This is a genomic window from Acidimicrobiales bacterium, assembly GCA_030747595.1.
GTDB lineage: Bacteria > Actinomycetota > Acidimicrobiia > Acidimicrobiales > MedAcidi-G1 > UBA9410.
This window is the reverse complement of the sequence record JASLKK010000009.1, coordinates 82,612-98,749: the sequence shown is the minus strand read 5'-3', so window position 1 is coordinate 98,749 and position 16,138 is coordinate 82,612. Positions and strand designations below refer to the sequence as shown.

10 protein-coding genes are annotated in these 16,138 nt (G+C 64.0%); 2 read left to right on the top strand and 8 right to left on the bottom strand.

Features of this window, described 5'->3' with window-relative positions:
- Position 1 precedes the first annotated feature (1 nt).
- Positions 2–1,384: a DUF2142 domain-containing protein gene (locus QF777_08600; protein MDP6911608.1), complete on the bottom strand. Its 1,383-nt coding sequence runs from the start codon at positions 1,382–1,384 to the stop codon at positions 2–4.
- Positions 1,385–1,476: 92 nt separating this feature from the next.
- On the opposite strand from QF777_08600, the gene QF777_08595 reads away from it, so the two are divergent.
- A complete protein-coding gene (locus QF777_08595; protein MDP6911607.1) occupies positions 1,477–2,184 on the top strand; it encodes an alpha/beta fold hydrolase in 708 nt (235 codons plus the stop codon).
- A 13-nt stretch (positions 2,185–2,197) separates the two neighbouring features.
- On the opposite strand, the gene QF777_08590 is transcribed toward QF777_08595, so the two are convergent.
- Genes QF777_08590 through gltB form a run of 3 tightly spaced genes read right to left on the bottom strand, consistent with a single transcriptional unit; the run spans position 2,198 to position 9,253 of the window.
- On the bottom strand, positions 2,198–3,109 hold the full coding sequence (locus tag QF777_08590; GenBank protein MDP6911606.1) for a glycosyltransferase: 912 nt from the start codon (positions 3,107–3,109) through the stop codon (positions 2,198–2,200).
- 1 nt (position 3,110) lies between these two features.
- Positions 3,111–4,571 (bottom strand): glutamate synthase subunit beta, encoded by a 1,461-nt coding sequence (locus QF777_08585; protein MDP6911605.1) that lies wholly within the window; start codon positions 4,569–4,571, stop codon positions 3,111–3,113.
- A 29-nt stretch (positions 4,572–4,600) separates the two neighbouring features.
- Positions 4,601–9,253, bottom strand: coding sequence for a glutamate synthase large subunit (gene gltB, locus QF777_08580; protein ID MDP6911604.1), 4,653 nt, complete (start codon positions 9,251–9,253; stop codon positions 4,601–4,603).
- A 141-nt stretch (positions 9,254–9,394) separates the two neighbouring features.
- Here gltB and QF777_08575 point away from each other — a divergent pair, with 141 nt between their 5' ends.
- Positions 9,395–10,702, top strand: a complete 1,308-nt coding sequence (locus QF777_08575; GenBank protein MDP6911603.1) for a M18 family aminopeptidase — start codon at positions 9,395–9,397, stop codon at positions 10,700–10,702.
- A 13-nt stretch (positions 10,703–10,715) separates the two neighbouring features.
- Here QF777_08575 and QF777_08570 read toward each other — a convergent pair whose 3' ends face one another.
- The 4 genes from QF777_08570 to QF777_08555 form a co-directional block, all read right to left on the bottom strand.
- Entirely contained in the window at positions 10,716–12,290 is a 1,575-nt protein-coding gene (locus tag QF777_08570; GenBank protein ID MDP6911602.1) for a TrkH family potassium uptake protein, read from the bottom strand.
- Positions 12,287–13,831, bottom strand: coding sequence for a potassium transporter TrkG (locus tag QF777_08565; protein MDP6911601.1), 1,545 nt, complete (start codon positions 13,829–13,831; stop codon positions 12,287–12,289). Before QF777_08565 ends, QF777_08570 begins: the two co-directional genes overlap by 4 nt.
- 25 nt (positions 13,832–13,856) lie before the next feature.
- A complete protein-coding gene (trkA, locus tag QF777_08560) occupies positions 13,857–15,254 on the bottom strand; it encodes a Trk system potassium transporter TrkA (protein MDP6911600.1) in 1,398 nt (465 codons plus the stop codon).
- A gap of 99 nt (positions 15,255–15,353) precedes the next feature.
- On the bottom strand, positions 15,354–16,124 hold the full coding sequence (locus QF777_08555; protein MDP6911599.1) for a 5-formyltetrahydrofolate cyclo-ligase: 771 nt from the start codon (positions 16,122–16,124) through the stop codon (positions 15,354–15,356).
- Positions 16,125–16,138: the final 14 nt, after the last annotated feature.

The window sequence follows — 16,138 nt, the reverse complement described above, 5'->3', positions numbered from 1 at the left end:
CTCATCCCAGAGGCGTGTTTGCGCCCGTCCAGAGCCAGGTGATTATCGAGGCGCCTACCGCCACCACGGGAACCCCGGCAACCGCAGCCACTGCCCACTGACGACCCACCCGACTCACGACGGAGTCTGCGACCGGGGCAAGCATTCGGGGCATCCAGGACACAAATGCCAGGATGGCCAGCGGCGCCGAATATCTGGCCATTTGGAGGCCGATGTGTCTGTAGCTCACCAGGTCGGTGAAGTACACGTAGCTCGCCGCGTAGATGGCCACCAGAAGGAGGCCCACTCCCCCGGCCATCAGACCACGGCGGGCACCACGGAACGATCGAAGGTCGTCGCCGTCGAGAGCCAGGAGGGACAACAGAACTAGCCCGACCAGCACCCACGGGACCACCCCGGGAAGGTCGGCTTCCCAGAACCCCAACTGCCGGAACCAGCCCTGTACGTAAAAGCGGTACTCGGATATCCACGTGTCGACAGTGGCCCATACGAAACCCGGCAGGTCTCCCAGAAGGCGGTCCCGCTGCACGGATGGTTGGTATTCGATCTGCCGAATCATCGTGGTGGTGGCAGCTTGATAGTTCTCCGAGGATCGGGCCAGCGTGGTGGCCAGACCGACAGTCAGTGCACCCCCTGCAATGAGTGCCGCCCGCACTCGTATCCGGCTCCGGTCCAGTACAGCGGACAGTGGGAACAGTCCCAGGATCAGAAAGTAGGGAGGCTTGGCCAGCGCCAATAGAGCCATGGGCAGGACCAGGGAGGGGAGGATGATCGTCTCGTCGGCTTCCACGCGGGTCCACAATGAGACTGCCATCAACACGGCAGCCACTGTGAACCCGTCCGGTGACACCGACGCGGCCAATGCCAGATTGAGCGGCACGAGAGCCGCCGCGGTGAGGCTCCAGCGGAACGCTGCCGCGGACCGAATCGCCCACCAGGCGAGTGCCAGGTATGCCAGAAGCGACACGACCCGTCCGGCCCAGAGGACGACGATGCCTGGCGCATCTATCGCTACGGGGAGCAGGGAACCGAGGGCGGCTGGGAGGTAGGCCACGGGGGTCGAAGCGGAGGTGGGCCTCGTGTCGATGAATTCCACCTGGCCGTCAGGTCGATGGTCCAATAATCCTCGGATAGAGGTGACCGTCCACGGTGCACGACCGGCCTGGTGATCCATGAAGATCTGGGTAGTGGCCTCCCGGTGCGCCACTGGGATGACTGACCCGGTGCCTTCCGGTTCGGGTCCCGGTTCCAAATTGCCGTTGGCCATATCAACGACCCGGGCGAAGTGTGTGAACTCGTCGTAGCCAGTCCACGCCGGCGACATGAGGCAGATCAGGAGACCTAATGGAAGGCCAACGGCCAGAAGGAGTCGCTGGGGCGCCATCTGCCTGAGAGTACCGAGTCCAAACACGACGATCTGAAAGGCTGCTCCGGGCGCATCGGCCCACATGCCCTTCCGGCGATAGTTTCAGGGAAGTGGCTGATCCGCAGGTGTCTCCCGACGTACTTCTGGTGCACGGCTTCGGGACGTCGTTTGCCGCCACCTGGCGCCATAACGGCTGGGTCGACCTTCTCGCCGATGCGGGTCGTGGGGTCATTGGCGTCGATCTCCTTGGGCATGGCACGGCCCCAAAGCCGACCGACCCGGAGGACTATCGGGATCTTGAGAGCCACGTGTTGGCGGTCCTTCCAGGTGATCCAGTGGACGCTGTGGGCTTTTCAGCCGGTGCCATGACAGTGCTCTGGCTGGCCGCCCACCATCCAGAACGGTTTCGCCGGATCGTGGTGGCTGGGGTAGGGGCCAACCTGTTCGAGCGCGACCCCGCCCGGGGCCAGGCCATTGCCGAAGCGGTCCGTACCGGCACCGCCGACGATCCCGAGTTGCGCTATTTCGCCGACCTACCCGAGGTCGGGGGGGTCGATCCCGATGCCCGTGCCGCGCTGGCTGCATTCATGAGCCGCCCAGACCATCGGGCCTTCACCCCCCACCTACTTGCCCGGCTGACCGTGCCCGTCCTTGTGGTCCTGGGTGACCGAGACTTTGCTGGCCCGGCAGATCCATTGATTGATGCACTTCCGGATGCCACGCTGTGCAACCTGCGGGGCGTGGACCACTTCGCCACACCCAAGGACTTCGGGTTCTTGGACGCCGCCCTCAGTTTCCTGGACGCCCAGCCCCTTTAGAAGGGAGCACAGTTCAGACGCCGGGTGGTGGGCCGAAACGACCGGTGGAGGCATCGAGGACGGCCCGGAAGCGGGCCCGGCCTGAGTGGTACGGCCCTCGAACAGTGGGCCTCCACCAGCCGAGCACATGTTCGGCCAGTACCACACCGATTCGGAACACCATGTTGACCACCCCGAAGTGAACCCGCAGCAGAAGCAGCGTGTTTCGAACCATCAGATGGTCGATGGCCGATGCATCGGTGTTGCTTTCCGGGTTATCGACCAGAGCGCCCCTCACGAGGCCCACCGTCCAACCGGCCGCCCGGGCCCGCAGCCCGAGGTCGGCTTCCTCGCAATAGGCAAAGTAGCGCTCATCGAACAGACCGATCTGGGCTACGCATCCCCGCCGGAGCGCCATGAGGGTTCCATGGGGATAATCGGCAGTCTCCCATCGATACCCGTCTCCCTCGATTAGACCGTCTATCGAGGTTGCTGGTTCGCTGATCGGACCGAGCCACGGTTGGACTCGGGGTACCTGTCCGTCGCCCACGTCGGCGCACGCCAGTCCGGCCTCAGGATGGGCCCGTAATCGGGCGACGAGGGCTTCGACTGTCCCATCGGCTGGCCGGGCGTCATCGGGAGCCACCAGGCAGATCTCGGAGTCCGAATGCAGCCAACGCTTCAGGCCGACGTTGGCACCGGGGCCGAAGCCCAGGTTGACTCCCGTCTCGATCACCTCTACGCAGTCGGGCAAATCCTTTCGAAGCAACGCAAGTTCTAGAGGATCTGAGCCATTGTCCACCACGGTTATGGCAAGACCCGTGCTACCTCTGGTCGCCGGATCGAGGAACCGGTCGAGAGTGTCGCGACAGGTTGCACCGCGATTCCGATGGACCAGGACGAGGTGAACGCCATCCACGGCCCGAAGGCCCTGACCAGCGGACATGTCAGCGAAGGGGGGCGGCGCTGGGTGTGATGGCTGCCGGCAGGTGCGATGAGCCCGACAGAGCGCGATCTACCGCGGCTGCACAAGATCGACCCTCGGCAATAGCCCACACGATCAGGGATTGGCCACGTCCCATATCGCCACATACGTAGACGTTCTCAACCGAGGTGCGGAAGTCATCGTCACGAGCCACAGTGCCCCTTACGTCGAGCTCCACGCCGAGACCGTCTAGGAGGTCGTTGCGCTCCGGGCCAGTGAAGCCCATGGCGAGGAACACAAGATCTGCCGGGAAGTCCCGTTCCGTGCCCTCGACTGGCTCGAAGGACATCCGTCCATCGGCGAATACCTGCGCCACACGATGGGTGCGAAGGGCGGTGAGTGCCCCATCGGCGCCCACGAACTCGGATGTGTTAATGGAAAACTCCCGAACGCCGCCCTCCTCGTGAGCCGACGACACCCGGTAGATCATTGGCCATGTTGGCCAAGGGTTGGCGTCGGGACGCTCGTCGGGCGGTCGGGGCATGATCTCGAACTGGTGTATCGACCGGGCGCCTTGGCGCAGGGCGGTCCCAAGGCAGTCGGCGCCGGTATCGCCTCCGCCTATGACGATGACGTCACGGCCCTCGGCATCGATCGGACTACCGTCTAGGTCGCCCTCCTGGACCCGGTTAGAGCCCGGCAGGTATTCCATGGCCTGGTGGATTCCAGTGAGTTCCCGCCCGGGAATGGGCAGGTCTCGCCACTGGGTAGACCCACAAGCCAGAACGATTGCATCGAAATCGCTAATCAGGGACTCCACTGCCAGGTCGACACCCACCGACGTATTGGTTCGGAACTCGGTGCCTTCGGCCTCCATCTGGGCCAGACGTCGGTCCAGATGGCGCTTCTCCATCTTGAACTCGGGGATGCCGTACCGGAGCAGGCCACCAATACGATCCGCCCGCTCGAATACGACGACGTTGTGTCCGGCCCGGGTGAGCTGTTGTGCCGCTGCTAGGCCAGCGGGGCCGGAACCGACCACTGCCACACGGCGTCCGGTGTTCTCGGCGGGAATAAGCGGAATAATCCAGCCTTCGTCCCACGCCCGGTCCACGATCGAGACCTCGACCTGCTTGATGGTGACTGGTGGTTCGTCGATTCCCAGAACACAAGCACCCTCGCACGGGGCCGGACAGAGGCGACCGGTGAACTCCGGAAAATTGTTGGTGGCGTGCAGCCGTTCGATTGCCTCGCGCCAGTGGCCGTTCCAGATCAAGTCGTTCCAGTCCGGAATGAGGTTGCCTAGCGGGCAGCCGTCATTGCAGAACGGGATTCCGCAGTCCATGCATCGGCTGGCCTGGGTCTGCAGGTGCTCCTCAGAAAATGGCTCGTAGACCTCCTTCCAATCGCGTAGGCGTACTGGCACCGCCCGACGGTCCGGTAGAAGTCGGTCATGTTTGATGAAACCCCGTGGATCACCCATGGTCGATGGTCTCCTCGCCCCTACGGCGGTCAGTTCCCGGTGGAGGCCATGATGGCTGCCACCTCGTCACGCCCTGAGGCCCGGGCACCAGCAGCCGCCTCAAGGATCCGCTTGTAATCGGTAGGCATGACCTTCACGAAATGTCCCGCCTCGGAGTTCCAGTTGGAGAGCAGGCGCTCCGCCACCGCCGAGCCGGTCTCGGCCTGATGGCGTACCAGAAGGTCCCGGATCCATGACAGGTCCTCAACGTTTGGCACCTCGACGAGCACCATCTCACGGTTCACTCGGTCCGGGAACACGCCAGCCGGGTCGTGCACGAAGGCCATACCGCCGGACATGCCGGCCGCAAAATTCCGGCCGGTGGGTCCGATGATCACGGCCCGGCCGCCGGTCATGTATTCACAGCCGTGGTCGCCGATGCCCTCGACCACCGCTGTGGCCCCCGAATTTCGGACGCAGAACCGCTCCCCTACCCGACCACGGATGAAGGCCTCGCCCGATGTCGCCCCGTACAGCAGAACGTTCCCCGCGATGACTTGCTCCTCGGCTACGAAGCACGAATCGGCCGGTGGACGAATAGCAACCCGGCCGCCGGAGAGACCCTTCCCTACGTAGTCGTTGGCGTCGCCGGTCAGGCGCAACGTGATGCCCCTGGGTACGAAGGCGCCGAAACTATTGCCAGCCGATCCGTGGAGGTCGATTGAGATGGTGTCGTCGGGGAGGCCGTCTCCACCGTGTCGACGCGTCAACTCGTAGCCCAGCATGGTTCCGACTGAACGATCCATGTTGGTCACTGTCGCGGCAATCCGTACCGACTTGCCGTCAGACAGGGCGGTCTCGGCTTCGGTGATCAGTGTGCGATCCAAGATGTCTGCCAGGCCGTGGTCCTGCCTGCCGGTGTTTCGCCGGTCGGCGTCTCCTACGTCTGGCACATGAAGGATGGGGGTCAGGTTCAGGCCCGAAGCCTTCCAGTGGCCGACCGCCTCACGAACATCAAGGCATTCGACTTGTCCGATGGCCTCGGACAACGTGCGGAATCCCAGTTTTGCGAGGATTTCCCGAACCTCTTCGGCGATGTACTCGAAGAAGTTGACGACGAACTCAGGGCGCCCGCTGAACTTCTTTCGTAGTTCTGGGTTCTGAGTGGCAACACCTACCGGGCAGGTATCGAGGTGGCAGACCCGCATCATCACGCAGCCAGAGACCACCAGGGGTGCCGTGGCAAATCCGAACTCGTCGCCACCCAGCAGCGCTGCGATCACCACATCGCGCCCCGTCTTGAGTTGGCCATCGACCTGGACCACGATGCGGTCCCGCAGGTCGTTGAGTAGCAGCGTTTGCTGGGTCTCGGCCAGGCCGAGCTCCCACGGAGCACCGGCGTGCTTGATCGAGGTCAACGGCGAGGCGCCAGTTCCGCCATCATGTCCAGAAATAAGGACAACGTCGGCATGGGCCTTGGAGACCCCGGCTGCCACAGTCCCGACGCCGACCTCGGCTACTAGCTTCACGTGCACGCGGCTTACCGGATTGGCGTTCTTGAGGTCGTAGATCAGTTGAGCGAGGTCCTCGATGGAATAGATGTCATGGTGGGGAGGCGGTGAGATGAGGCCCACACCAGGCGTGGAATGGCGGGTGCGGGCGATCCACGGGTACACCTTGTGACCCGGTAGCTGGCCGCCCTCGCCGGGTTTGGCTCCCTGTGCCATCTTGATTTGGAGGTCGTCAGCGTTGACGAGGTATTCGCTGGTCACCCCGAACCGACCAGACGCCACCTGTTTGATGGCCGACCGACGCAGGTCGCCGTTGGCTTCCGGGGTGAAGCGGTCCCGGTCCTCGCCGCCTTCGCCGGTGTTGGACTTACCGCCCAGCCGGTTCATGCCAATAGCTAGGGTTTCGTGGGCCTCGGCGCTAATCGAGCCGTAGGACATGGCGCCCGTGGAGAACCGTTTGACGATCTCACTAACCGGTTCAACCTCGTCAATGGAAATGGCCGGCCGTAAGTCGTCACGGAATCGGAACAGGCCTCGCAGGGTGGCCAAACGTTCAGATTGGTCGTCGATGAGGCTTGTGTACTCCTTGAAGACCTCGTACCGACCCTCGCGGGTGGCGTGTTGGAGTTTGAAAACCGTCTCCGGGTTGAAAAGGTGGTACTCGCCCTCTCGGCGCCACTGGTACTCGCCACCCACCTCCAGGGTGCGATGTGCCCGTTCCTCCGGATTCGTTGGAAAGGCCAGGGCATGGCGTTCAGCCACCTCGGCCGCCAACACTTCGAAGCCGACTCCCCCTAGACGGCTCACAGTGCCTTTGAAGCATGACCCGATGACTTGGTCGCCCAGACCGATTGCTTCGAAAATCTGCCCACCGCTGTATGACGCGACGGTGGATATGCCCATTTTGGACATGATCTTGAGGAGCCCCTGGTCGCAGGCCTTGATGAAGTTGGAGCGCGACTGTTCCAAGGTCAGGCCAGGCGAGAGGCCGTACATCCCCTCGCCGACCAGCGCGTCGATGGTGGCGAAAGCTAGGTATGGACACACGGCCGAGGCGCCGTATCCCAGCAGCAGGCTGATGTGATGAACCTCGCGGGCGTCGCCGCTCTCCACCAAGAGGCCCACGCGGGTCCGGGTCTTTTCGGCGATTAGGTGATGGTGCACTGCGCCGGTGGCCAGCAGGGATGGTATGGGAGCCAGGTTGGCTGTCGGGCAGCGGTCAGACAGCACGATGAAACTCACGCCATCGTCCACCGCCGCCGAGGCTTCGGCCCTCAACCGGGTTAATGCCTCTGTGAGGCCGGTGGCACCTCGGGCCACCTCATAGCGACCGTCCAGCACCCGGGCGGAGAAGCCTGTCGGCAAACTATCGGAGCCGGTAGAGCCACGACCGAGTCCGACGATCGACGCCAACTGGGCTTCGGTTAGGACGGGATGTGGTAAATGGATCTGTCGACAGCTCTCCGGCGCGGGGTCCAGCAGATTTCCCTCCGGGCCGACGGTTGAGCACAGCGCAGTGATGAGCTCTTCGCGTATGGCGTCTAGTGGCGGATTGGTGACCTGGGCGAAGAGTTGTTGGAAATAGTCGTAGAGCGGTCGGGACTGGTCCGAGAGGACAGCTACCGGCGTATCAGTACCCATGGAGCCAATCGCGCCCTTGCCGTCGCGGACCATCGGAGCAAGCACCACCTTTAGAGCCTCATGCGTGTAGCCGTAAGCCTGCTGGAGTTGCTGGAGAGTGCAATCGTCGTTACTGACACGTTCGTGGGCCGGAAGGTCGTCCAGGTAGACGAGGTTCTGCTCCAGCCACTCCCGATATGGGCGACCGGAGGCCATGCCCGACTTGATCTCGTCGTCGCGGATGATGCGACCCTCGGTGGTATCGATGAGGAACATCCGTCCGGGTTCAAGGCGACCCTTCTCGACCACTTCAGCGGTCGGGACCTCGACCACTCCGACCTCACTGGCCATGACCACAAGGTCGTCGGCGGTTACCCAGTAGCGGCTGGGTCGTAGGCCGTTTCGATCTAGGACAGCACCCATCACGGTTCCGTCGGTGAATGCGATCGAGGCTGGGCCATCCCATGGCTCCATCAGGGATGCGTGGTATTGGTAGAAGGCCCGGCGTTCGTCGGACATCTCGGCGTGGTTCTCCCACGGCTCGGGGATCATCATCAGAACCGCCTCGGGAAGCGAGTAGCCCCCCAAGGTAAGGAGTTCGAGCGCTTCGTCGAAGCCGGCGCTGTCACTGGCGCCCGGCGTGCAGATCGGAAACAGTCGGTCCAGATCGCCCGGAATCGTGTCGGTGGCCAGAAGGGCCTCACGGGCTCGCATCCAGTTGCGGTTGCCCTGCACGGTGTTGATCTCCCCGTTGTGGGCGATGTACCGGTACGGATGGGCCAGCGGCCACGAGGGGAAGGTGTTTGTAGAGAACCTGGAATGCACGAGGGCCAGTGCACTCTCGACACGTTGGTCGGTCAGATCCAAAAAGAAACTGGCCAACTGGGTGGTGGTGAGCATCCCCTTGTAGACGATCGTCCGGGACGAGAGGGAGGGGAAGTAGACGCCGTGAACGTCGACTCCAGAGCGGTCCACGAGAGAGATTTCGTGCTCGGTGCGCTTCCGGACCGCGTAGACCAGCCGGTCCAAGTTGATGCCGGCCGGCCGGCGTCCTTCCCCGGTAGCCGGCGCAGCTAGGAAGAGTTGACGGAAGATCGGCTGGGCCGATTGGGCCGCCTTTCCGATCATCGAGCCGTCGATGGGTAGATCCCGCCATCCGAGAACCTCGAGGCCCTCAGACTCGGCGGTGGCCTCCACAAGGGCCATGGCCTCGTCAGCCAAGACTGAAACGTTGGGCAGGAAGGCAATGCCGGTGGCATAGGCCCCAGCTTCGGGAAGGTCGAAGTCGACTACAGACCGGTAGAAGCCGTCGGGAACTTGGATCAACAGGCCGGCGCCATCACCGGTATTGACTTCGGCGCCGAGGGCTCCGCGGTGCTGCATGCGGCAGAGGGCACCAATGCCCAACTCGACGATCTTGTGGCTCGCATGGCCGCGCAGATGGCACACGAAGTTGACGCCGCAGGCGTCGTGCTCGAAGAGCGGGTCGTAGAGCCCCTGAGGCGCCGGAAGATCCCGGCGGGACAAAGGAGTGCCCAGCCCTGGGGTCCAATCGCGCTGGTCGACATCCATGTGGTTCGAGGTCGTCTCCTTGACGGGGCGGTTGTGCCGCCGGGGAGATCGCCCGGAACATCGTCGGTCGGAGCGATGGCCTCCCTCGGGTTCCCGTCGCCGGGCACCTCAGGAGGACTGTGTACCAACCAGAATAGCGGGATGATTACCGTAGACAATGCCCGGGCGAGTGACCTCTGTCGATACATCGATGCCTCCCCCAGTCCGTTCCATGCCGTCGCCGAGTCGGTACGCCGCCTTGAGGGGGCCGGATTCCGCGGACTGGATGCCGACGACGCCCGTCCGGAGCCGGGCCGGTGGTACCTCCGTTCAGGCGGTGCTCTGGTGGCCTGGGTAGACGAAGGCCGATCGTCGGATGCACCTCTGCGGATAATCGGGGCGCATACCGACAGCCCGAATCTTCGGGTCAAGCCGCTCCCCGACCATGGGAGCCTTGGCCTCCGGCAGGTGGGCGTCGAGGTCTACGGCGGTGCTCTCTTGAACTCCTGGTTAGACCGCGACCTCGGCGTGTCTGGTCGAGTTGTGATCCGTGAGGGAGCCGGCCGGACCGTGCGACTGGTGCGCGATGACCGCCCAGTAGCCCGCATCCCCCAGCTGGCCATCCATCTAGATCGTGGAGTAACCGATAAAGGCCTAGTCCTGAACCCCCAGAACCACCTCTCGCCGGTCATGGGTGCCGGACTAGCGGAACCTGGGGCCTTCGTCGGCTCACTAGCCGCCCTCGCTGACGTGGACCCGTCCGACGTGTTGGCCTTCGACGCCATGTTCCACGACCTCTCCCCCTCCGTCCTCTCGGGACCGGGCGCCGAGTTCGTAAGCGCGCCCCGACTTGACGATTTGCTGTCATGCCACGCGGGCACTGAGGCGCTCATTACTGCCGCTGACTCAACGGGCGACTCCTCGGACCGCAAACCGGTCGTTGTTGGGGGTCGTGCGGGCGCTGGCGTGCCAGTCCTGGCGCTGTTCGACCACGAGGAGGTTGGCAGCGTCTCGGCCACCGGAGCAGGTGGTCCACTCCTGGTTCGCTCGCTGCGTCGCTTCGTTGGGCTTGACGACCGGCGGCTAGACGGCGCGCTCGTCCTCTCAGTCGACGGTGCCCACGGCACCCATCCCAACTACCAAGACCGACACGACGGCGATCACCCCGTGCTACTCAACGGCGGCCCGGTCCTGAAGTTCAATGCGAAGGAGCGATACGCCACCGATGCGCCGGGCGCTGCCGAGGTTCGTGATCTTGCCGAACGGGCTGGGATTCCGCTGCAGTCATTCGTGAGCCGTTCCGATATGCCGTGCGGTTCGACTATCGGTCCGTCCACCTCTGCCCGAACGGGGCTGCGAACCGTGGACCTCGGAGTGGCTCAACTCGCCATGCACAGCGCTCGGGAGTTCTGTGGAAGTGAGGATCCTGCGCTGCTAGGCCGTCTACTGGACGCAGTTCTGGCTGGTTGAAGGTGACGGCCGGTCAGCGGTGTCGACCGCGACGTAGTCGGATTCGCATGCCCCGAGTGGCACCGTCCAGCGCCCGGTAGGGCGCCACCAGCATCAGCAACATGGGGAAGATCTCGAGACGACCGATCAGCATGAGGATGGCCAAAGCCATTCGTGCCGGAGTCGAATAGGCGTCGGCGAACGACGCCGTCGGTCCGGCATCACCCAGGGCCGGGCCCATATTCCCCAGCGAGCTGATGACTCCGCCAGCCGCTGTAATCAGGTCGGTGCCCAACGCTGCCACGACCATGGTGCCACCGACCACCAGGAGGCCGTACACGACCATGAAGCCGGCAATCCGCTCCACCAGGTGCTCGGGAACGGTGTTGGCCCCCTGCCGGACGACCAGGATGGCCCGGGGACGCCGGAAGGCCCGCAGTGTCCGGTAGGCATGGGACAGGCCAACACGAAGACGCATCACCTTCACACCGCCGGCCGTCGAGCCCGTGCAGCCTCCGAACACCAGGAACAGAAGCAGAATCATCTGGGGTCCCGACGACCACGACGTGAAGTCCCCTGCACTTCCCTCACCTGTGGCATTGCCAAAGCCGCTGCTCGTTCCAAGGGTTACGACGTTGAAGATCGCCGACCGGAGTGATCTTCCGAGCCCCATGCCATCGTCGACCAGGAGCAGGGTCACTAACAGTGTTCCCATGGCAATCATGGCCAGGTAACCCCGGAACTCCGGGTCACGGTGGTGGCCGATTCGGCGCCTTCGAAGCATCCTGCTGTGCAGGGTGAAGTTCGCCCCTCCGAGGAGCATGGCCACAACCAGTACCACCTCGATGGACAGGCTGTCCCAATGGCCAATTGATGCATCCTTGGTGGAGAAGCCGCCTGTCGACGCGGTACTCAGGGCATGGGCGACCGCATCGAACGGTCCCATCCCCGCCCCAAACAGCCCGAGGGCCACCAACACGGTGAACCCAGCATAAATCCCCCAGAACCAGACTGCCGTGGTGGAGATGCGCGGTGCGAGACGGTCCACACCCATCCCCGGTGCCTCGGCGTCGATAAGGCCCAGGCCGCTAGACCGGAGCGACGGAAGGACCATCACCACCAGTACAACGATGCCCATACCGCCCGCCCACTGCGTGAGTTGGCGATACATGAGGATGCCCGACCCCTGGGCCTCGATCGGGTTGTGACTACCAAAGACCGTGGACCCGGTGCAGGAAAAGCCGGAGATCGACTCGAATAGGGAATCGGCCAGCACGATGGCCCACGGACGCCCTGCCACGGCAAACGTGCCAGCAAGGAGGTACGGCAGGGCTCCCAGAAGCGACGCCACCAGCCAGGTCGTCCCGACGGCACTGAATACCGCCGCCTGATCCTGGGAATCAGGTTTGGCCACGTGGAATAGCGCCAGCCCAATTAACCCGGTGACCGCCGTAGCCGTCGCCAGAGCGATGGCATCACGTCCGTCGACCATCGCCACTGACGTTGCCACGGCCATGCCAGCAGCCACGAACAAGATCGCCATACCGGCAACGCTGGCCGTGGTGCTCGCCCAACGGTCACCGAACGGGAAGCGGCGGAATGGGCTCATTGGTCGGTACCCGGAGGGTGCCGGCGGCCACCAGGCGAGCGGCTCAGACTGGCAGTCAGACGTCGTCGGAAACGGACCCGATCACGGATCAGAGTCGTACCGGCGCCAAGGGCCACTATTGCCGGGTACACAGACAGGCGTCCCACCACCATGGCGGGCAGGAGGGCTAGTCGGACGCCGGCCGGCCAGGCGCCGACATCTACCAAGGTGCCATCTAATGTCCGAACCGGTCCGGCCGTCGAGATGGCATGGATTCCAGCACCGAGAGCGGTGGCCAGTTCCAAGCCCGCCGAGGCCACCACTGCAGCGGTCACGAAGAGCACGCTAACGAAGAGAAACTGCGTCACTACGACACGGGCCAGTGTGTTCTCCGCGGCGATCCGGCCGCCCAGCCGGGCCGGAATGACAGCTCGCGGGTGGAGTTGTCGAAGCAGTTCCCGGATGGCTACCCGAGCAAGAATCCGGTGCCGGAGGATCTGGAAGCCGCCGCCGACCGAACCGGTCATCGGCCCGATCGAGACGAGGCCGAGCAGCAACACCGGCGCAGCCGGCGCCCAGTTGCCGCCCGGAGTCGACGGGAACCCGGTGGTGGTGACTGCGGCGGTCACAGTGAAGGCGGCGCGTCGCACCCCATCAACGCCCGACCCGTCGGTCCACAACAAGAACAGGGCGGAGCCGATGATCAGGAGACCCAGATAAACCTGAAGTTCGGTGGAACGGAGAAGAGAACGGACTCGGCCGACACCAAGCCGCCACAGAACCACGAGGCTTGTGCCGGCAACAGCCATACCGATCACGGCTACCCACTGCGCCGCCGCCGACTCGAGGTCCGGGCTGCTCACGAGTCCGCCGGTGGATGCGGTGGCCATCGCCAGGAGTACGGCGTCCAACGGTGCTATCCCGACCAGCAGGAAGCCGATCAGGGTAAATCCAGACGCCAGACCATGGACGATGACTAAATGGCGCACCGCCGTGGCAGGGTCGGGGGCCATGGGACGTCGACCGCCTCGACGTGATCGGTCGGCGAACTCCCGCCCTGCTCCGAAGAAAGGCAACACAGCGACCGCTAGCAGGAGTGCGCCGATACCCCCCAGCCACTGGGCGCCTCCGAGCAGAAATCGCTCGGCATGTTCCGTCGGTTCGACCGGGTAGGCCTCCATAGCTGTAGTGGTTGCCGACGTGCCGGCCCTAAACAGGGCGTCCGCAAAGCCGCTCGCCGGGTCGACCAGCAGGAAGAGGCCGGCAACCATCCCGATGAAGAGCACCAGGCTGCCCGTGAAGGCGCACAGGACGTCGGCATCACGGACCCGATCCGGTGGACGGACCCATACGGCGATCACCGCCGCCAGAAGTCCTGCGGCACCTCCGACGATTAGAAGGGCTGTCGTGTCGTCGCCGTCGCCGAGCAGATCAATCAACCCGGCCGTCACGGCAAGCAGGAAAGTGGCACCCAATGCTGCGGCGATCGACCACGCAGCGGCGGCGGCCCACGAAGGCCAGGGCGCACGTCCGCCGCTCCGTGGCCTGATATCAGATCCCACCGGACGATTCATCCGGACCGCCGACCTAGCCGAACAGCGAGGAGAGGTGGGCAGCCTGCCCTGGACGGACCACGGCGATCACATGGTCGCGTGGCCTCAGTGTGCTCCGTCCCCTCGCGATCTGGGCCTTCCCGTCGCGCACGATGGCGCCGATCAGCACGTCCTCATGAAGCCCGAGGTCAGAAATCTTCTTGCCGTCGCACTTGCATCCCGGGGACACGGCGAACTCCAGGACCTCGGCGTCACCGTGGAGGGACGTTGAGACGGCAGCCACTGTGTCTCCCTCACCCCGCACAAACCGGAGGACACTGTTGGCAGTGGCCGTCCGCGGGCTGATAGTGGCGTCCACCTGATGTGCCTCGAGAAGATCCAGCAACTTCAGTCGGTGCACCACGGCGATGGTCTCAGTTTGCTGGTCTCGTCGACCACCGGTGGAATCGCTAGCCGATTTGGCGTACAGGCAGGCCAACACATTGGCGTGGTCCTCCCCGGTCAGGGCAACCACCACATCTTGACGGGCGACCTCGGCCTCGTCGAGCAGGACGGCGTCAGTGATGTCTCCGTGGTACACCAGAGCTCGGTCCAGGTTCTCCGCCAGATAATCGGCCCGGGCCTTATCCATTTCGATGATGCCAACCGACCGGCCCTGGGCAAGCAATGACTCTGCCAGCAACTCGGCAGTTCGACCGCCGCCCAGAAGGAGTACGCGGTCCGAGCGTTGGCTTTCCATGCCCATCCGGGTCGTCACGTCGTCGAGGTTGTCCTTCTTGCAAACGACGGTGATGAGATCCCCCTCCCGAAGGGTCCAGTCTCCACGGGGAACGGCCGTCCGTTCCATCTCCTCACCGTTGTCCCGGCGAGTGATCGAACCCACGATGAAACCCCAGTCGGGCTCCAACTCCCGGCCCAGTTCCCGTAGCGACTTGCCCACCAATGGGGCTGCTCCGGGGAGGCGAGCGGTAAGTACCACGACCTCGCCGCCGGCCATCTCGTCGAATTCCAACACCCCGGTGAATCGGATGAGGCGTCGTACGGCATGGGCGACCTCCTCGTCGGGGTCAATGACCAGGTGGTCGTCGACTCCTTCGAACAGCGACACCGCCTGGGCTCGACGCAGAGAGCGGGACTCCACCCGCACAATGGTCTTGCTGACACCCGCCTTGCGAGCCATCAGGGCACACAAAATGTTGACCTCGTCACGCTTGGTCACTGCAACGAGCAACTCGGCCTTCCCGAGACGCGCCTCAGTCAAGACTTCGGGGTCAGTACCGCTACCACGGAGGATCTCGACGTCCAACTCGGACTGGATCCGGCGGACGCGTTCACCACTGACTTCGATGATCGTCACGTCGTGTCCCTGGGTACTGAGACGGTCGGCTACGTAGGTGCCGACCTCGCCGGCACCTACCACGATGATTCTCACCTCGCGATCATCGCCCACCGGAGGACCCAGGGGGTGGCATGCCCGTCCAATCGACCTGTTCAGCTGATCAATCCAAGGCTGGAAGGTGGATCGCCCGGATTAGGTCTTCGGCCGGATCACGCCCACCTCGGTCACCAATATGTCGAGAGGAACGTCCCATTCTCGGGCTGCGAGCGAGTCAACAACCTGGAGGTCGTGGCAGAGGCCAATGAACAGGGGACCAGAGGAACGGTCGGTGATCAAACCGGCAAAGGTCCGGTCATAGAAGCCGGCACCGTGGCCTAGGCGGTTGCAGTTTCGGTCGGCGGCCACCAGAGGCACCAATACGACGCTCAGGGACATCGGGTCGACATTGAGACCCTCGCGTGGCTCATGGATGCCGAAGGGGCCCCGGACCAGAGGGCCGACAGGAACCACAAACTGCAGCACCTGACCGGGGGTGGTCACCGGAAGGGCAACCTGGATGTGCGGATCATCGAGCAGGGCCACCGGGTCGATCTCTCCCCTCACCCCCACATACGCACCGATCGTCCCTGGTGCCTCCATCTCGGAAAGTGACCGGAGCCTCTGGACCACCGTGTCTGAATGGCGCGCGACGACATCCGGCGACAAGGCCTGCCTCCAGGCCAACATCTCAATCCTGAGTTCCTCCAAATCTCGGCCATCTTCACCGTGCTCCACCAGGTCATGCTGGCCGACCGACTCCCCGACCGCCAGCATCTGTTCCGGATAATCACGCCCCAGATCGTCGAGCCACGGGTCCCACTCACTAGAGTGCCCTCGGCTCCGTGACGATCCCGCCTCCCAGGCGTGCGCCGGATGCCCACTCGCCCCGATGAACACGGGCGGGTCGAGAACCGTTTCAATCACCAGGAGATCCTTCC